General features: G+C 73.0%; 13 protein-coding genes. 4 read left to right on the top strand and 9 right to left on the bottom strand.

Features of this window, described 5'->3' with window-relative positions; genetic code table 11:
* Positions 1–3: 3 nt before the first annotated feature.
* Complete coding sequence (locus tag NX794_RS33720; RefSeq protein WP_258783492.1) at positions 4–1293, bottom strand: ABC transporter substrate-binding protein; 1290 nt, start codon at positions 1291–1293, stop codon at positions 4–6.
* 223 nt (positions 1294–1516) lie between these two features.
* On the opposite strand from NX794_RS33720, the gene NX794_RS33715 reads away from it, so the two are divergent.
* Together NX794_RS33715 and NX794_RS33710 are read left to right on the top strand one after the other, a co-directional pair.
* On the top strand, positions 1517–2563 hold the full coding sequence (locus NX794_RS33715) for a LacI family DNA-binding transcriptional regulator (RefSeq protein ID WP_258783491.1): 1047 nt from the start codon (positions 1517–1519) through the stop codon (positions 2561–2563).
* A gap of 107 nt (positions 2564–2670) precedes the next feature.
* Complete coding sequence (locus NX794_RS33710; protein WP_258783490.1) at positions 2671–4017, top strand: amidase; 1347 nt, start codon at positions 2671–2673, stop codon at positions 4015–4017.
* An 84-nt stretch (positions 4018–4101) separates the two neighbouring features.
* Here NX794_RS33710 and NX794_RS33705 read toward each other — a convergent pair whose 3' ends face one another.
* The 7 genes from NX794_RS33705 to NX794_RS33675 all read right to left on the bottom strand — a co-directional run bounded on the left by NX794_RS33705 (position 4102) and on the right by NX794_RS33675 (position 13562).
* On the bottom strand, positions 4102–4275 hold the full coding sequence (locus tag NX794_RS33705) for a hypothetical protein (RefSeq protein ID WP_258783489.1): 174 nt from the start codon (positions 4273–4275) through the stop codon (positions 4102–4104).
* Between the two features lie 388 nt (positions 4276–4663).
* Positions 4664–6181, bottom strand: a complete 1518-nt coding sequence (locus NX794_RS33700) for an SDR family NAD(P)-dependent oxidoreductase (RefSeq protein WP_258783488.1) — start codon at positions 6179–6181, stop codon at positions 4664–4666.
* Between the two features lie 194 nt (positions 6182–6375).
* The gene (locus NX794_RS33695; protein ID WP_258783487.1) at positions 6376–7707 is read right to left on the bottom strand and encodes a wax ester/triacylglycerol synthase family O-acyltransferase; all 1332 of its coding nucleotides are present in this window, start codon (positions 7705–7707) and stop codon (positions 6376–6378) included.
* A gap of 149 nt (positions 7708–7856) precedes the next feature.
* Positions 7857–10178, bottom strand: a complete 2322-nt coding sequence (locus NX794_RS33690) for a GH92 family glycosyl hydrolase (RefSeq protein WP_258783486.1) — start codon at positions 10176–10178, stop codon at positions 7857–7859.
* A 126-nt stretch (positions 10179–10304) separates the two neighbouring features.
* Entirely contained in the window at positions 10305–11525 is a 1221-nt protein-coding gene (glgC, locus tag NX794_RS33685; RefSeq protein ID WP_258783485.1) for a glucose-1-phosphate adenylyltransferase, read from the bottom strand.
* A gap of 53 nt (positions 11526–11578) precedes the next feature.
* Positions 11579–12748, bottom strand: a complete 1170-nt coding sequence (gene glgA / locus NX794_RS33680) for a glycogen synthase (RefSeq protein ID WP_258783484.1) — start codon at positions 12746–12748, stop codon at positions 11579–11581.
* 40 nt (positions 12749–12788) lie between these two features.
* Entirely contained in the window at positions 12789–13562 is a 774-nt protein-coding gene (locus tag NX794_RS33675) for a (2Fe-2S)-binding protein (protein ID WP_258783483.1), read from the bottom strand.
* A 252-nt stretch (positions 13563–13814) separates the two neighbouring features.
* Between NX794_RS33675 and NX794_RS33670 the strand changes: the two genes are divergently transcribed.
* Entirely contained in the window at positions 13815–14894 is a 1080-nt protein-coding gene (locus NX794_RS33670; RefSeq protein WP_258783482.1) for a DMT family transporter, read from the top strand.
* Here NX794_RS33670 and NX794_RS33665 read toward each other — a convergent pair.
* Positions 14884–16092, bottom strand: a complete 1209-nt coding sequence (locus NX794_RS33665; protein WP_258783481.1) for a transglycosylase family protein — start codon at positions 16090–16092, stop codon at positions 14884–14886. The two genes, NX794_RS33670 and NX794_RS33665, sit on opposite strands and share 11 nt — an antisense overlap.
* Positions 16093–16380: 288 nt before the next feature.
* On the opposite strand from NX794_RS33665, the gene gndA reads away from it, so the two are divergent.
* Positions 16381–17820: an NADP-dependent phosphogluconate dehydrogenase gene (gene gndA, locus NX794_RS33660; RefSeq protein WP_258783480.1), complete on the top strand. Its 1440-nt coding sequence runs from the start codon at positions 16381–16383 to the stop codon at positions 17818–17820.
* The last annotated feature ends 94 nt before the right edge of the window (positions 17821–17914 follow it).

Raw genomic sequence — 17914 nt, 5'->3', positions numbered from 1 at the left:
AGGTCAGCCCTGCTGGAGCAGGCGGTCGGCGGCCTTGACAGCGTTGTCGAGGGCTGCCTTGGGGCTCTGCTTGCCCTGGAGCGCCTTGGCGACCTCGTTGCGCAGCGCGGTCTTCATCTGGTCGCTGAAGAGTACGGGCGTGTAGTTGACCGCGGTCTTCAGGGACTTGGCGGCGGCGACGCGCACCCGGGTCTCGTCGGTGCCGTCCTGCTTGGTGAAGTACGGGTCGTCCAGGGAGCCGGCGGTGCTCGGGAAGATGGCGACCTTCTTCGCGAAGGACATCTGGTTCTGCGCGTCGGTGACGAAGTGGGCGAAGGCGACGGCGGCCGGGGTGTGCTTGGTGCGGGAGTTGACCATCAGGCCCATCACGTACATGTTGACGTGCCCGGTGCTGGTGATCTGGTCGGTGATGCCGATGTTCTTGTAGAGGCCGGGCGCGTTCTTCTTGAAGTTGCCGAGGTCGAGGGCGCTGCCGGGGTTCATGGCGACGGCGCCGGTCAGGAACTTCTTGCCGGAGGACTCCGGGGTCGCGGTCAGCGCCTGGGGGTCGAGCGCCTTGGCGTCGTACAACTCCTTGTACTTGGTGAGGAGTTCGATCCCCTTTGTGTTGTTGAAGGCGAAGGCGGTGCCCTGCTTGTTCATGAGCGGGACGCCGTAGCGGCCGAAGTCCTCGATGGTGGGCACGTTGGCGAGGGTGGCGACCTTGCCGCCGCTCTTCTTCGCGAGCTGGAGGGCGTCGGCGAACAGGTCGTCGTAGGTCTTCGGGGGCCGATCGGCGTCGAGGCCGGCCTTCTCGAACAGGGACTTGTTGTAGAAGAGCGGCCCGGTGTTCAGGTACCACGGGAAGGCGTAGGTGCCGCTCAGGCCCGGGACCTGGTGGCCGGCCCAGGCGCCGTCCAGGTACTCGGACTTGTACTTCGCGGCGGCCTTGTCGAGGTCCATGGCGAGCCCGGCCTTGGCGAGCGGGGCGACCAGATCCGGGGAGACGTTGACGACGTCGGGCAGGGTGCCGCCGCCGGCGTCGGCGCTGAGCTTGTCGGGGTAGCCCTCGGCGGGCTGGTCGACCCACTTGACGTGCGCGCCGGGGTACTTGTGCTCGAAGTCCGCGATCAGGCCCTCGAAGTACGACTTGAAGTTGGCGCGCAGGTTCCAGGTCTGGAAGGTGATGTCGCCCTCGACCTTGCCGGAGGCATCGGTGGAGCCGGCGCCTCCGTCGTCGCCGGAACCGCAGGCGCTCAGTGGCAGGAGGAGGGCGGCTACGGCTGCGGCCAGGGCTCTGCGAGATATGGGCACGGTGACACGGCTCCCTTGCGGCGTCGGGCGGTGGAGTGGCGGCAGTGACCTTGCCCGTGCCGCTCGGGAGAAGTCAACGCATTCGACGGAACTAAAGAAAGGGGAATTTCATTAGTGCAGGTCAGGGGCTTTTGGCTGACAGCTTGCCGTGGACTGCTAATGCGCTTTAGGGTCTTGACGCTCAAGCGCTTTAGGACGCATTCTCGAAAAGGGGAGCTGATCCATGCCGACCAGGCGGTCACCCGCGCGCCGGCCCACGATGAAGGACATCGCCCGGCGGGCCGGGGTCTCCGAGAGCGCGGTGTCCTTCGCGCTCAACGACCGGCCCGGTGTCTCGGAGGCCACCCGCGCCCGGGTCCGCGGGGTCGCCGAACAGCTCGGCTGGCGTCCGAACACGGCCGCGCGCGCCCTGTCCGGGGAGGGCGCGGCGACGGTCGGCTTCGTCCTCGCCCGCCCCGCGCACACCCTGGGCGTCGACTCGTTCTTCCTCCAGCTCGTCTCCGGCATCCAGGAGGTGCTCGCCGAACGCCATCTGGGCCTGCTCTTCCAGGTCGCGCGGGACGTGTCCGAGGAGTGCGCGGTGTACCGGCGCTGGTGGGCGGAGCACCGGGTGGACGGCGTGCTGGTGGCCGACCCGCGCGCCGAGGACCCGCGCCCGGACCTGCTGGAGGAACTGGGCCTGCCCGCCGTGGTGATCGGCGGCGCGCCCGGGGCGGGCCACCGGGGCGCCTCCTCGGTGTGGGCGGACGACGCCGGCGCGATGGCCTCCGTGGTGGACGAGCTGACGGCCCTCGGCCACCGCCGGATCGTGCACATCGCCGGTCTGCCCGAACTCGCCCACACCCGGCGCCGGATCGCCACCCTGCGCGCCGAGGCGGACCGCCGCGGCCTGACCGAGGTGCGCTCGGTCACCACCGACTACTCCGACACCGAGGGCGCCGCGGTGACCCGCCGGGTGCTGGGCGCCTCCCCCGCCCCGACGGCCCTCATCTACGACAACGACGTGATGGCCGTGGCCGGCGTCGCGGCCGCCTCGGACCTCGGCGTCGAGGTGCCCCGGGACGTCTCGGTGGTCTCCTGGGAGGACTCGGCCCTGTGCCGCATCGTCAAACCCCGGCTGTCCGCGCTGTCCCGGGACAGCGTCGAGTTCGGTTCCATGGCGGCCCGCGAACTCCTCTCCCTCCTGGACGGCGGCCCGCCCCGGGCGGCCCGCGTCCCGGTCCCCCGCCTCACGGCCCGCGACAGCACGGGACCGGCCCGGCCGGTCTGAGCCGGCGCCCCTCTCGGCCCCTCGACGTGGCGCCCCCGACCCGGCACAGTTCTCCGTACGCCGGGAGACGTACCGGCGAGTAGCCGACGAATGGGCGAGGAGTGCGCGTGGCGAGCTGGGCCGGGCGGAGTGCGGAGGAGATCGCCGAGGCGGTGCGGGAGAAGCGGGTGACGCCCCGGGAGGTGGTGGCGGAGCATCTCGCGCGGATCGAGCGGCTGGACGGGCGGATCGAGGCGTTCCGGACGGTGCGCGCACAGGCGGCGCTCGCCGAGGCCGACGCGGTGGGGGCGCGGGACGATCTCGCCGAACTGCCGCTCGCGGGCGTGCCGGTGGCCGTCAAGGACAACCTGGCGGTGCGCGGGGAGGCGCATCGCGACGGCAGTACGGCGACCCCGGACACCCCGGCCGCCGAGGACCATGTGACGGTGGCCCGGCTGCGGGCGGCCGGGGCCGTGGTGGTGGGGCTGACGAACGTGCCCGAGCTGTGCGTGTTCGGCACCACCGAGGGCGAGTTCGGCATCTCGCGCAATCCGTGGGACCCGGCGCGCACGGCCGGCGGCTCCTCCGGCGGCAGCGCGGCGGCGGTGGCCGCCGGGTTCGTGCCGCTCGCGCTCGGCAACGACGGCATGGGCTCGCTGCGCATCCCGGCCGCGAACTGCGGTCTGGTCACGCTCAAGCCCGGGCACGGGGTGGTGCCGGCGGGGATCGGCAACGGCGACTGGTTCGGCATGTCGGAGAACGGCCCGCTGGCCACCACGGTGGCGGACCTGCGGCTGATGTTCGGCGTCCTCGCGGGCGCCGCGCCGGACCGGGCCGCGGAACCGGCGCGGCTGCGGATCGCCGCCGCCGTGCGCAGCCCGCTGGCCGGGACGAGCGTCAGCAGGTCGTATACGACCGCGGTGCGCGAGGCGGCCGGGGTGCTGGCCCGGGCCGGGCATCGGGTGCGGCGGGCCGAGCCGCCGTACCCGCTGGACCTGGGCGTGACCGCGGTGCGGCACTGGACGGCCGGGACGGCGGTGGACGCCGAGGGTCTGGACCGGGCGCGGCTGGCCCGCCGGACCCGGGTGCACGCGGCGGTGGGCCGGCGCTTCGTCGGCTCGGTGCGCGCGAGCGACAGCCGTGAGCGGCTGCGCGCCCGGCTGGCGCCGTTCTTCGCCGAGCACGACGTGCTGCTCACCGCGGCCCTGGCCCGGCGCGCCCCGAAGGCCGGTCCCCGGCACGAGCAGGGCTGGCTGCGCAATGTCCTCGTGAACAGCGCGTACTCGCCGTTCACCCCGCCGTGGAACCTGACCGGCTGGCCGGCGATGTCCGTGCCGTTCGGCTACCTGCCGTCCGGCGCGCCCTGCGCCGTCCAGCTCGTCGGCCGTCCGGGCGCGGAGGCGGTCCTGCTGGAGCTGGCGGAGGAGCTGGAGCGGCTGCGACCGTGGCGGCGTACGGCACCCGAGCCGGCGTGAGGACGGTCGGGCGGAGTGCGGCATGGGCGTGGGACCGCCACGCCCATGCCGTCGGCGATCGATCGTGACGGCTACTGCCCGGCGTCAGTCCACGCTGGGCAGGATGTGGGGTTCGGCGAGGTCGTCCTCGTACCCCGCGAGGCGGATCGGGGCGGACCGGGCCCACACTTCCAGGCTGCCGAGTTCTCCGGCTCTGCGGCCCGCGCGCTCGACGCGTTCCGCGGGGCGTTGTTCGGCGTTCGTCGTCTCCGGTGTCACCGCGCACTCCTTCTGTGTCGGGTCACCCTCGGGGCATACCGGACAGTCTGCGCTCCGGCACTCGTCGCCCGCTCGGGTCTGGGTGGAAGGCCACTTCGGACGCGGTGGCGCCGGTTTCTCGTGTCGGAGCAGGCCGTTGTGAACCGACTCACCCCAGGACGGACGACGGGTGTGGGTGGGACCCTGTGCTGCTGTCCGTCCACTCCAGGTTAACCAAATGAGCGGCCACCCGCTCGATAGGGAGTGCAAACAAGGTGTAACTAATACGCGTCGTTAACCCCCTCAATGCACCCCAATATGGGGCTGTTTGCAACAAAGCGCATCACCCGTCTCGTAGACCGGATCACTCGATCGGCCTACGAGGCGAACGACGTTTCGACCTGATGCCTCACCACTTGCCGGGCGCGTAGTCCTTCATGAAGACGCCGTACAGATCCTCGCCCTCCTCGCCGCGCACGATCGGGTCGTAGACGCGGGCGGCGCCGTCGACCAGGTCGAGCGGGGCGTGGAAGCCGGCCTCGGCGAGGCGCAGCTTGTCGTAGTGCGGGCGTTCGTCGGTGATCCAGCCGGTGTCGACCGAGGTCATGAGGATGCCGTCGGTGTCGAACATCTCCTGGGCGCTGGTCCGGGTCACCATGTTCATGGCGGCCTTGGCGGCGTTGGTGTTCGGGTGGCCCGCGCCCTTGTAGCCCCGGCCGAAGACGCCCTCCATCGCCGAGACGTTGACGACGTACGCCCGTCCGCTCGCCGCCTTCTTCGCGGCGTCGGCCATGGCCGCGCGCAGGCTGCTGATCAGGATGAACGGCGAGGTGTAGTTGCAGAGCTGGGTCTCCAGCAGCTCCACCGGGGAGATCTGCTCGATGGTCTGCACCCAGGTGTTGCTGTCGACCACGTCCGGGACCAGGCCGCCCGCGTCGATGGCGGTGCCGTCGAGGTGCCGGGCGACGCTGGCGTTGCCGGCCACCAGCGCCAGGTCGGCGACCTGCTGGGCGTCGAGACCACTGGTGCCGAGGGGCAGCGCGGCGAGCCCGTCCACCGCGCCGGAGTTGAACGCGCCGATCACATGGTGGGCGGGCAGCTCACCGGCCGGCAGCGGGGCGCTCTCGCCCTCGACCAGGGCGGCATAGGCGGAGGGCAGCCGGCGCACGGTCTGCGTGGCGTTGTTGATCAGGATGTCCAGCGGGCCGGCCTCGGCGACCTGCTCGGCCAGCGCGACGGCCTGGGCGGGGTCGCGCAGGTCGATGCCGACGACCTCCAGCCGGTGCAGCCAGTCCGCGGAGTCCTCCATCGCCTTGAAGCGGCGGATGGCGTCCTTCGGGAAGCGGGTGGTGACAGTGGTGTGGGCGCCGTCGCGCAGCAGCCGCAGCGCGATGTACATGCCGATCTTGGCGCGGCCGCCGGTGAGCAGCGCGCGCTTGCCGGTGAGGTCGGCGCGGGCGTCGCGCTTGTCCCGGTTGAGGCGGGCGCAGTCGGGACAGAGCTGGTGGTAGAAGTAGTCGACCTCGACGTAGCGGGCCTTGCAGGTGTAGCAGGAGCGGGGGCGCTGGAGTATGCCCGCGATGCGGCCGGCCTCGATCTTGGAGGACGGCAGGATGCCCTCGGTCTCGTCGTCGATGCGCTCGGCGGAGCCGGTGGCGGTGGCCTCGGTGACGGCGCGGTCGTGGGCGGTCTTGGCGGCGCGGCGCTCCTGGCGGCGGCGCTGCTTGACCGTGCGGTAGATCTGCGCGGTGGCCCGGCGCACCCTGATCGCGTCAGGGTGGTCGACGTCGATCCGGTCCAGCTCCTCCAGCACGCTCAGGCAGAGGGCCAGGCGCTCCGGGTCGATCCCGGGGCCGGGGACCGTCTCCTCCACGGCCGCGTCCGTGGGGGTCTCCATGGACGCGGAACCGTCCTCTGTCACCGTCATCGCGCTGCCGCTTCCCTGATCACCCGCGCGGCGCTCCGACTCGCGTCCGCTTTCGAACGCGTGATTTTACGGGCGCCACCCCCCGCCGCCCAAACCGCTCACCAGCGCCCCCGTCGGCCCCATGGGTCACACCGGCCCCAGGGGTCGCAAACCGCAGGTGACGGGCCCGCCCCGGGCTGGGGCGGGCCCGGCGTTCAGGCGTCGCAGACGGTCAGCAGCAGCTCCACCTCGTCCGTCACCGCCCGGGCGAACACCTCCAGGTCCGGCACCGCGCGGGCGTCGGCGACCAGGCCGTAGTGCACCCGGCCCCGGTACGTGGAGATCGCCACCGCCAGCGACTGCCCGGGAGCCAGCGGCGCCAGCGGGTACACCTCGGCCAGCTCGTGCCCGCCGAGCCGCAGCCCGAGCCCCGGCAGCGGCACGCTGGTCACCAGGATGTCGAACCACAGCCGCGCGGCCTGTCCGACCAGCGGTCCGCCGAGCCGGTGCCCGAGGGCCGGCACGTGGTCGGCGAGCAGCGCGACCGCGCCGGCGCCCCGGTTCGGTCCGGCGTCCTTGTTGCGGACCATCGCGGTGCGCACGGTGTCGAGCCGGCGCAGCGGGTCCGCCTCGCCCACCGGAAGCGGTATCAGGTACCCGGAGAGCCGGTTGCCCGGTGGCTGGGCGGTGCGCGGCCGGCGCCGGGAGACGGGGATCAGGGCGCGCGGCGCCACGCCCGTGCTGCCGTCGCCGCGTTCGTCGAGCCAGCGGCGCAGTGCCCCGGCGACGACGGCGATGAGGACGTCGTTGACCGTGCCGCCGGCGCTCTTGCGCACCCGGTGCACGTCGTCGATGTCGAGGACGACGCCGGCGGTGCGGCGGGTGCCGCTGGGCGCGGACGCCAGCGCGGAGGAGGGGCGCATGCCGAGGGTGGAGCGGGCCAGCGAGGCGCCGATGTCCAGTGCCCGGCCCACGTCGGAGAGCGCGCCCCTGACCAGGCCGGGCACCCGTCCCGGCAGGGACCGCAGGTCCGACAGCGGCCCCCGGGGCGGTTCGAGGGGGCGGGGCGCCCGCTCGGGCAGGTCCACCGGGTCCAGGACGCCGGCGGCGAGCTTGAGCGCGCGCAGCCCGTCGGCGAGGGCGTGGTGGAACTTGAACAGCACCGCGAAGGACACCCCGTCCTCGCCGGGCAGCACATGCGCCTCCCACGGAGGCCGCCCACGCTCCAGCGGACGTTCCATCAGGCGGCCGGCCGCCGCGTGGAAGTCGGCGGTCGGCGCGTGCAGCCGTACGTGGTTCAGCGGGTCGAAGCCGGGGTCGGTCTCCCGGGTCGCGCCGCCGAAGGCGACGGGCCCCCAGACGTCGCGGATGCGCATGCGCAGGCCGGGTACGGCGGCGGCGCGGGCGGCGAGCAGGTCGGCCGCGTGGGCGCCCGCGGTGGGCGAGTGCGCGCCGAAGACCCCGAGCGCTCCGAGGTGCATCGGATGGCGGTCGGACTCCATGTTCCAGAAGGCCAGGTCGAGGGGGGCGAGCAGGTCGGAAGTCACGGGCGTGCCTCGCGCGTCGACGAAAAGGGGGAGCTTGAAGTCAACTCCCGCAAGCCGATTACGGTCAAGTACGATCAGGCTACGCTCAGTTAACAACGGATTAAGTCCCGCCTCCTCCGAAAGAGGCGGGACCCAAGGGACGGACGAGGTCAACTCAGCACCGGCTGCCCCGCGCCGGGTGCCGTGCCCCACTCGGACGGGCGCGAGCCGACCGTGAACGCCAGCGAGCGCAGGGAGCGCAGCCGGCCGGCGGGCAGATAGGTCCGCTCGTGCGGGCGTCCGTCCGCGCTGACCGCCTGGATGTAGCGGGCCGCGGCGGAGGTGCCGGGCGCGGTGACGGTCAGCCCGCCGGTCGGCCAGTAGCGGCGGTCCAGGTCGAGGTCGGCCCGCTCGAAGACCGGCGTGGACAGGCCCCAGGTGTCGTAGCCCGGCTGGATCGGGAAGAGGCCGAGGGACGACAGCACGTTCCAGGCGGACATGGTGCCGAGGTCGTCGTTGCCGGTCATGCCGGTCGGGCCGTCGGTGAACAGGGTGAGGGCCGCGTGCACGACGTCCGTGGTCTTCCAGGGCTGGCCGGTGGAGAGGTAGGTGTAGGGGGCGGTGAGGTCGGGCTCGTTCATCGGGTTGTAGACGGCCGCGTTGTAGTAGGCGTACGGGTCGCCGTGCACCCATACCTCGCGGGCGGTCCGCTCGGGGTCGGCGCGCAGCCGGTCGTAGGCGAAGAAGGCGTCGAGCCGGTCGTTGGCCGCCCGGGTGCCGCCGATCAGGCCGACCACGCCGGGCAGGTCCTGCGGGACGAGCCACTGGTACTGCCAGGCGGTGCCCTCGTGGAAGCCGGTGCCGCGGGCCGGGTCCGCCGGGCCGGTGAAGGCGCCGGCGGCGTCGCGGGCGCGGAAGAAACCGGTGGCGGGGTCGAAGACGTTCCGGTAGGAGCGGGAGCGGGCCGCGTACCGGGCGGCGTCCGCCTCGTGCCCGAGGCCCCGCGCCATCTGGGCCAGCATGGCGTCGGCGAGCGCGTACTCCAGGGTGACGGAGGCGCCGTGGTGATAGTCGGAGTCGCCCATCTTGGCGTACGGGCGGTCCTTCACGTAGGGCGCGAAGCCGTTCGCGAGGTACTCGGCGTTGGCCTCGCGGCCGATGCCCGGATAGTCGGCGGGCGGCACACCGTCGGCGTTCTTCCTGAGCGCCCGGTAGGCACGCTCCTCGAACCCCTGGAGCAGGCCCATCCGGTAGGCGGAGGTCAGGAACGGGGTGACCGGGTCGCCGCTCATGATGTTCGTCTCGACCGGGCCGTAGCCCCACTTGGGCAGCCAGCCACCGTCCTCGTCGACCGCGACCAGCGACCGGGCCATGTCCCGGGTCTCACGCGGCGCGAGCAGCCCGAGCAGTTGCACCTGGGTGCGGTAGGTGTCCCACAGCGACCAGTTCTGGTAGTACGTGAACCCGTCCGCGCGGTGGGTACGGCGGTCCCAGCCGGTGTAGCGGCCGTCGGCGTCGCTGCCGATGTTGGGCGCGAGGAACGAGCGGTACAGCGAGGAGTAGAACGTGCGGCGCAGCGTCGGCGCCCCGCCCCGCACCCGGACGTCGGCGAGCCGGTCCTCCCACCGCTCCCTGGCCCGGTGCCGTACGGCGTCGAAGGACCGGCCGCCCTCCGCGCGCAGGTTGGCAGCGGCGCCGCGCGCGTCGACGTACGACAGCGCGGTGGTCGCCTCCACCGTGCGGTCCCGGCTGGTGTCGAAGCGGACGTAGGCGCCGCCGTGGCCGGTGCGGGAGCCCGGGGTGACGGCCTTGCCGTCCCAGGTGCCGTAGGCCGTGAAGGGCCGGCTGAACCGGGTGACCGTGTACACGGTGTAGGGGCCGGTGTCGCGGCAGAAGCCGTGGCCGGTGATCTCGGTGCGCACGGTGTGGTCGTCGAGGATCTCGACGGTGCTGCCCACTGGTTTGTGCAGCGACTGGGACGCGTTCAGCAGGACGTTGGCCTTGCCGGTGGCCGGGAAGGTGTAGCGCTGGACGCCGGTGCGCTCGGTGGCGGTCAGTTCGGCGCGGATGCCGGAGGCGAGGCCGACGCGGTAGTAGCCGGGGCTCGCCGCCTCGTCGTCGTGCGAGAAGCCGGCCGCGTACCGGGCGTAGTCCGTCTCCGTGACGTCGCCGGTGGTGGGCAGCACGGGCAGGTCGCCGCCGATGCGGCAGCCCACCCCGGAGAGGTGGACCAGGGAGAAGCCGCGGACACGGTTCTGGGTGTAGTCGTACCCGGTGCTGTGCCCGGTGTCCGGGGAGAGCTGCACCATGCCGAAGGGCACGGCGGCGCCGGGGAAGGTGTTGCCCTCGTTCTGGCTCCCGATGAAGGGGTTGACCAGGTCGGTGAGGTGGCCGTCGGTCCGCTCGGCGGCGCCTGCGGCGGGGGCGGCGATCAGCGCGGACGCTGCCATCACCCCGGCCAGGCAGAGCCGGGTGCGCCGGGTCCCTCTCATGTCGGTTGACCTCCCGAGGTTCGACATCGTTGCCTGCATCGTGGCGGGCGGACGAGTCGAATCCGGGCATTACCGGCGGCGCGTGCCGGACGCGTCGCGCATCGAGGAGGGCTGACGGGCCGTCGGTCAGGGCACGCGCTGGCCCTTGCCCAGCGCGATGACACCGCTCTGCGACACCGTGTACAGCTCGGCGTCGCGTTCGGGGTTGACGCCGATCGTCGCGCCCGGCGGGACCTCGACGTTCTTGTCCAGCACGGCCCCGCGCACCACCGCGCCCCGCCCGACACGCACGTTGTCGTGCAGCACCGAGCCCTGCACCACCGCGCCCGGGTCGACGCGCACCCCCGGGGACAGCACGGACCGGGTGACCTGGCCGCGGATCAGGCAGCCGGCGCTGATGATGGACTCGCTGGCCATGCCGCCCGCGTTGAACCGGGCCGGGGAGAGCTGGTTGGAGTGGGTGTAGACGGGCCACTGCCGGTTGTAGAGGTTGAACGCGGGGCGCTCGGCGATCAGGTCCATGTGCGCCTCGTAGTAGGCGTCCAGGGTGCCGACGTCCCGCCAGTAGCCCTGGTCGCGGGTGGTCTCGCCCGGGACGTGGTTGTCACTGAAGTCGTACAGCTGCGCGTCGCCGCGCGCGGTCAGCTGGGGCAGGATGGAGCCGCCCATGTCGTGCACGGACTCGCTGTCCTCGGCGTCCCGTTGCAGCGCCTCGACCAGGGCCTTGGTGGTGAAGACGTAGTTGCCCATCGAGGCGAACACGCAGTCGGGGTCGCCGGGCAGCCCCGGCGGATCGGCGGGCTTCTCCAGGAAGCGCTGCACGGTACGGCCGTCCGTGCCGGGCGTGATCACCCCGAACGCGGAGGACTCCGCGCGCGGCACCCGGATCCCGGCCACCGTCACCCCCGCGCCGCCCTCGATGTGCTGCGCCAGCATCTGCCGCGGGTCCATGCGGTAGACGTGGTCGGCGCCGAACACCGCGACGTACTCGGGCTGTTCGTCGTAGATCAGGTTCAGGGACTGGAGGATGGCGTCGGCGCTGCCCAGGTACCAGCGCGGGCCGAGCCGCTGCTGCGCGGGCACCGGGGTGACGTAGTTGCCCAGCAGGCTGGACATCCGCCAGGTGGTGGTGATGTGCCGGTCCAGCGAGTGCGACTTGTACTGGGTCAGCACACAGATCCGCAACACGTCGGCGTTGACGAGGTTGGACAGCACGAAGTCGACCAGGCGGTATGTGCCGCCGAAGGTGACCGCGGGCTTGGCGCGGTCGGTGGTGAGCGGCATCAGCCGCTTGCCCTCCCCGCCGGCCAGCACGATCCCCAGAACCGAAGGCCCTCCACGACGCATCGCCGCTCCCCTCACCACCCCGGATGAACCATGGATGCCCCGAGCGGGGCGGACTAAGCCTGCTTGAGGATCTCCTCGTACAGCGCGGCCGTGCGCCGGGCCACCGCGTCCCAGCCGAACTCGCCCACCGCGCGCTCCCGGCCGGCCTCCCCCATCCGCCGGGCGGCCTCCGGATCGCCGAGGACGGTGTCCAGCGCCCGCGCGAGCCCCGCCTCGAAGGCCTCGGGGTCCCGCGCCGCGTCCCCGACGTCCACCAGGAGACCGGTACGGCCGTCGGCCACGACCTCGGGGATTCCCCCGACCCGGGACGCGACGACCGGAGTGCCGCAGGCCATCGCCTCCAGGTTGACGATCCCGAGCGGCTCGTACACCGAGGGGCAGACGAACACGGCCGCCCGGGTGAGGAGTTGGATGACCTCGGGGCGCGGCAGCATCTGCGGGATCCAGCACACGCCCTCGCGGACCCGGCTCAGCTCCTCGTACAGCTCGCGGAACTCCCGGTCGATCTCCGGGGTGTCGGGGGCGCCCGCGCACAGCACCACCTGGGCGGCGGGGTCGATCCGCCGTACGGCGCGCAGCAGATGGGGGACGCCCTTCTGCCGGGTGATGCGGCCGACGAAGAGCACGTAGGGGCGGTCGGGGTCGATGCCGTGCCGGGTGAGGGCGTCGGTGCCGGGCCGGGGTCGGTACAGGCGGGTGTCGATGCCGTTGTGGACGACGTGCACCCGGGCCGGGTCGAGGGCCGGGTAGCAGGCGAGGATGTCCTCGCGCATGGCCCCGGAGACGGCGATCACGGCGTCCGCCGCCTCGTAGGCGGTGCGTTCGGCCCAGCCGGACAGGGCGTACCCGCCGCCGAGCTGCTCGGCCTTCCAGGGGCGCAGCGGCTCCAGCGAGTGCGCGGTGACCACGTGCGGCACCCCGTGCAGCAGCTTGGCGAGATGGCCGGCGAGGTTGGCGTACCAGGTGTGGGAGTGGACGAGTTCGCGGTCCTCCAGGGCGGCGGCCATGGACAGGTCCACGGAGAAGGTGCGCAGCGCGTCGTTGGCGCCGTCCAGCGCCGGCCACGGGCGGTGGCGTACGACACCGGTGCCGCGGCCCTCGCCCCAGCAGTGCACCTCCAGGTCCACCAGGGAGGCCAGCTCCCGGGCCAGGAACTCCACATGGACCCCGGCGCCCCCGTACACGTCCGGGGGGTACTCCCGGCTCAGCAGTCCCACTCGCACCCGTCAACCCCCTGGTCTCGGTGGCAGGTTCCCCTCATGGTCACCCGGATGCGGCCCGGGGGGAAGAGCGCGGCGGACTGGTGAAGCAGCAGTCTCCGCAGACCCCGCCGCCGGGCACCCGGTAGTACAGGCAGCAGCTGTGGCGGCGGAAGGCCGTCCCGGTGCGGGTGCCGGTGCCGCGCAGCAGGGGGTGGGCGAAGAGGGTGCCGGTGAGCGCGCGGGCCCGGTCCGCCAGGTCGGTACGGCCGTCTTCCCGGGCCCGGCGGTCCAGTTCGCGGGCCGCGGCGGCGAGCGCGGAGCCGGAGTTGCCGCGCAGCAGACCCGCGGCGACGCCGTAGCGGGTGCGCAGCGCGGCCTCCAGGGGTGCCAGGTGGCGGCGCAGCACGGTGTCGGCGACGGTGGCCGCGTCTCCGGGCAGGGGGGACACGCGGGTCAGCCACAGGTCGTAGGGGGCGGACCCGCAGGGGTCCCAGCGCAGCAGAGGGGGATCGAGGTCGGGGGTCCGTCCGTACAGCACGGCGCAGCCGAGGGCGATCGACCACAGGCGGGCGGCCAGGCCCTGGTGGGCGATGGAGGCGGCGACGCGTGCCTCGCGGGTCCGCAGCCGTTCCGCGACGGTGGTGACGCGCCAGGTCAGCGGGGTGTCGTCGGCGTACGTCGCGTAGGCCTCGGCGAGGGTGGGCAGTTGTGCGGGGTCTTCGCCGACCGTCGGCCGCGGGTCCGCGAGGGTGTGCAGGACGAAGAAGCCGCCCAGGGAGCGCAGGGCCACCAGGTCGGGGGCGAGGCCGGGGTCGGGCTCGGGGTTCGGGTCCACGGCAGGCAGTACTACCAGGGCGCGACCCCGACCCGGGAGCCGGGCCCGGGGTCCGCGCCACCCCTCCGGGGGAGGATCACGTGACCCCCGTACTCCCTCTGGAGTAGGACGGATTGCGTGCTCAGGTACGACGACGGGAAGCCCGGGAGCGGGCAGAGTGTTGGTCATGGAAGCCGACTGTCCGCCGCGCCGGGCTCCGGGCCCCCGTCTGCCGGGGGGTCAGGGCCCCCGCCCCACGCGAAGGAGACGCCGATGAGCGCCCTCGCGGTGTCCGTGCTGCTGTCGTTCGTCTCCGCGGTCGCCTACGCGGCCGGGGCGATCGTGCAGGAGCAGGTCGCGCTGGCCTCGCCCGGCAGCGCGTACCTGCCGCTGCGCCGGCCGGGCTGGTGGGGCGCGCTCGTGCTGAACGGCCTCGGCGGCGTGCTGCACGTCGTCGCGCTCGCCTACGGCCCGCTCAGCCTCGTACAGCCGCTCGGCGCGCTCACCATCGTCTTCGCGCTGCCCATGGCGGCGCTGTTCGTCGGCCGCAGGGCCGGCGCCACCGCCTGGCGCGGCGCGCTCATGGCCACGGCCGGCCTGGCCGGGCTGCTGTCCCTGGTCGGCGCCTCCGACACGCACGCGCTGGACACCGCCCAGCGCGTGCTGGTCGCCCTCGGCACCGGCGGCGCGATCGTGGCGCTGGTGTGCGCGGGGCTGGCCGCGCACCGGCACCCGGCGGTGCGCAGTGTGCTGCTGGCCACCGGCTCGGGCATAGCGTTCGGCATGTCGTCGGTGTTCACCAAGACCGTCGCCGTCGACTGGAGCCATGGCGTCGGTCTCGGCGAGGTGCCGTCCCTCGCGGTGATCGCCGCGTTCGCGGGTGCCGGCGTGGCGCTGTCCCAGGCGTCCTACCGGGGCGGTGGCCTGGCCGCCCCGCTGGCCACGCTCACCGTGGTCAACCCGATGCTGGCCGCCGCGGTCGGCATCCTCATGTTCGGCGAGACGTTCCGTCACGGCAGCACGGGCACCGTTCTGGCCCTGGCCTGCGGCGTGCTGACGGCGGGCGGCCTCATCATGCTGACGACGGAACGGCTGGAGGACCCGGCGAGCCCCGCGGCGCCGGAGGCTGCCGCCGCCCCACCCGCCGACCCCGGGCCGGACGCCGTACCGGACGTGCTGCCCGCCCTGCCACGGCAGCGTGCCTCGGCCGGACCGGCGGGCGGGGACGGTGCGGAGGAGCCCATGGGACAGGTGTTCCCGGTGCCGTACGACACGCTGCCCCCGTGCATCTACTTCCCGGTGCCGGTCCCGGTGCCGGTGCTGGACCGGCACCGGGACCGGGTCAGATCCTGACGCCGCCCGCCCGCAGGTAGGCCAGCGGGTCGATGTCCGTGCCGAAGCCGGGGCCGGTGCGCACCTCGAAGTGCAGGTGCGGACCCGTGACGTTGCCGGTGGCGCCGGAGCGGCCGACGCGCCGGCCCGCGGTGACGTGCTGGCCGGCGCGCACGGAGATGGCCGAGAGGTGCGCGTACTGCGTGTAGCGGCCGTCGGCGTGCCGCAGCACCACCTGGTAGCCGTACGAGCCGCCCCAACCCGCGGACACGACCTGACCGGTCTCCGCCGCGTGCACGGAGGTGCCGGTCGGGACGAGGAAGTCGACGCCCGTGTGGTAGCCCTTCGACCAGTGCGAGCCCGCCTGCCGGTAGCCGGTGCCGATGGCCGCGTCCACGGGCGCGACGAGCGAGCGTCCGGGGGTCGAGTGCGGGGTGGAGTTCTTCTTCTCCGGCTGGGACTTCTTCTCCGGCTGGGACTTCTTCTCCGGTCGGGTCCGGTGCTCGGCAGGCTTCTTCTGTTTCTTCGGCGATGTGGTCCCGGTGCGGGTGTCCAGCACTGTGCCGCCGCCGCGCAGGCTGAGCCGCTGGCCCGGCAGGATCAGGTCGGGGTCGGCGCCGATCGTCGTGCGGTTGGCCGCGTACAACTGCCGCCAGCCGCCGCGCACCTGCCGGTCGCCGGCGATGCCGGAGAGGGTGTCGCCGTGCACCACGGTGTACATCTCGGTCCGGCCGGCCCGGGACTGCGGAGTGGTCTGCGGCCGTACGTCCTGCGCCGGGGCCGGCTTCGCGGTCCGGGCGGGACGCGCGGCGCCGTCCGGGTGCACGGCCGGCGCGGGGCCGCCCCGGGTCAGTCCGGCCCGGACCGAGCACACCGGCCAGGCGCCGGGCCCCTGACCGTCGAGCACCTTCTCGGCGACGGCGATCTGCTGGGCCCGGGTGGCCAGGTCGGCGCGCGGCGCGTAGTGCGTGCCGCCGTACGCCGCCCAGGTGGACTGGGTGAACTGGAGTCCGCCGTAATAGCCGTTGCCGGTGTTGACGTCCCAGTCGCCGCTGGACTCGCAGGCGGCGACCTTGTTCCAGGTGGCGGCGTCGGCGGCGGTGGCCGTGCCGGCGGCGACCAGCGGAATGGCGAGCCCGGCGCCTCCCGCCGTGACGGTGAGTGAGGCGCGATTGATCCTGTTCGGCTGGTACCGGCGGTGCCGACCGCGTACGGCCATGTCCGGATTCCCCTCGGCATGCGTCAGGAGGGGCAAAAGTAAGCGCGGCGAACAGGCCATGACAAGACAGGAATTCGGCCGTGCGCGGTGTCCGGGTGGCCGGGAACGGCTCTTCGAGGAAACGGCTCTTCGATGGAAACGGCCGCCGTCCGCTGAGGTCCGGGGCCCGGTCGCCGCGTAATCAAGCGTGGCGGGTCGGATGTGCGTTCGCCGAAGCGGCACGTCAGGATGGGCGAGGACACGTACTGACACAGCCGTAGTCACGAGGCAGCAAAGGGAGCAGGCGGTATGAGCACTTCAGCGCAGATCGGCGTCACGGGACTGGCGGTCATGGGCCGCAATCTCGCCCGGAACTTCGCCCGCAACGGCTACACGGTCGCGGTGCACAACCGGACGGTCTCGCGGACGAAGGCGCTGGTGGAGGAGTTCGGGCAGGAGGGCGACTTCATCGCGGCCGAGACCGCCGAGGAGTTCGTCGCGGCGCTGGAGCGACCCCGCCGACTGGTGATCATGGTTAAGGCGGGCGACCCCACGGACGCGGTGATCGAGGAGTTCGCGCCGCTCCTCGAACCCGGTGACATGATCATCGACGGCGGCAACGCGCACTTCGCGGACACCCGGCGCCGGGAGCGGGAGCTGCGCGAGCGCGGCATCCACTTCGTCGGCACGGGCATTTCCGGCGGCGAGGAGGGCGCGCTGCACGGGCCGAGCATCATGCCGGGCGGCTCGAAGGAGTCGTACGGCTCGCTCGGCCCGATGCTGGAGAAGATCTCCGCGAAGGCGAAGGACGGCGCGCCGTGCGTGACGCACGTCGGTCCCGACGGCGCCGGGCACTTCGTGAAGATGGTCCACAACGGCATCGAGTACGCCGACATGCAGCTGATCGGCGAGGCGTACCAGTTGCTGCGGGACGTGGCGGGCTACTCCCCCGCGCAGATCGCGGAGATCTTCCGCACCTGGAACACCGGCCGGCTGGACTCCTACCTGATCGAGATCACCGCCGAGGTGCTGTCCCACGTGGACGAGGCGACCGGCAAGCCGTTCGTGGACGTGGTGGTGGACCAGGCCGAGCAGAAGGGCACCGGCCGCTGGACGGTCCAGATCGCGCTCGACCTCGGCGTCCCGGTCTCCGGCATCGCGGAGGCGGTCTTCGCCCGCTCCCTGTCCGGCCACGCGGCCCTGCGGGAGGCCTCCCGGCACCTGGCCGGGCCGACGCCCGCCCGGCTGAGCGAGTCGGAGGCGGCGGCCTTCGCCGACCGGGTCGAGCAGGCGCTGTACGCGTCCAAGATCGTGTCGTACACGCAGGGCTTCCACGAGATCGCGGCGGGCAGCGAGGAGTACGACTGGGACATCGACCTCGGCGCCGTCTCGGCGATCTGGCGCGGCGGCTGCATCATCCGGGCCGCGTTCCTCGACCGCATCCGCGCCGCGTACGACGCCCGCGCCGATCTGCCGAGTCTGCTGTCGGACGACACGTTCGCGCGGGAGATCGAGGCGGCGCAGGACGACTGGCGCGAGGTGCTGGTCGCGGCGACGCGTCAGGGTGTGCCGACGCCGGGGTTCGCGGCGGCGCTGGCGTACTACGACGCGCTGCGTGCGGAGCGGTTGCCTGCGGCGCTTACGCAGGGGCAGCGGGACTTCTTCGGGGCGCATACGTATCGGCGGGTGGACCGGGACGGGGCGTTCCACACGCTGTGGGGTGGGGATCGGTCGGAGGTTTCCGCGTAGGGGTGTTCTGGGGCGCCTGAGGGGCGGGGGGTTCTGTGCGTTGGCGGCCGCGGGTGCGTGGTGGTTGCTCGCGCAGTTCCCCGCGCCCCTTCGG

The organism is Streptomyces pyxinicus, from assembly GCF_024753135.1.
GTDB classification, from domain to species: Bacteria; Actinomycetota; Actinomycetes; order Streptomycetales; family Streptomycetaceae; genus Streptomyces; species Streptomyces pyxinicus.
The sequence above is the reverse complement of the archived record's forward strand: the minus strand, read 5'-3'. Positions and strand labels throughout refer to the sequence as shown.

What these genes read in the sequence shown, in the direction of transcription:
- glgC (WP_258783485.1), bottom strand. Translation starts at nt 11,525, where the DNA reads ATGCGTCGTGGAGGGCCTTCGGTTCTGGGGATCGTGCTGGCCGGCGGG.
- NX794_RS33665 (WP_258783481.1), bottom strand. Translation starts at nt 16,092, where the DNA reads ATGGCCGTACGCGGTCGGCACCGCCGGTACCAGCCGAACAGGATCAAT.
- NX794_RS33715 (WP_258783491.1), top strand. Translation starts at nt 1,517, where the DNA reads ATGCCGACCAGGCGGTCACCCGCGCGCCGGCCCACGATGAAGGACATC.
- NX794_RS33670 (WP_258783482.1), top strand. Translation starts at nt 13,815, where the DNA reads ATGAGCGCCCTCGCGGTGTCCGTGCTGCTGTCGTTCGTCTCCGCGGTC.
- NX794_RS33700 (WP_258783488.1), bottom strand. Translation starts at nt 6,181, where the DNA reads ATGACGGTGACAGAGGACGGTTCCGCGTCCATGGAGACCCCCACGGAC.
- gndA (WP_258783480.1), top strand. Translation starts at nt 16,381, where the DNA reads ATGAGCACTTCAGCGCAGATCGGCGTCACGGGACTGGCGGTCATGGGC.
- NX794_RS33690 (WP_258783486.1), bottom strand. Translation starts at nt 10,178, where the DNA reads ATGAGAGGGACCCGGCGCACCCGGCTCTGCCTGGCCGGGGTGATGGCA.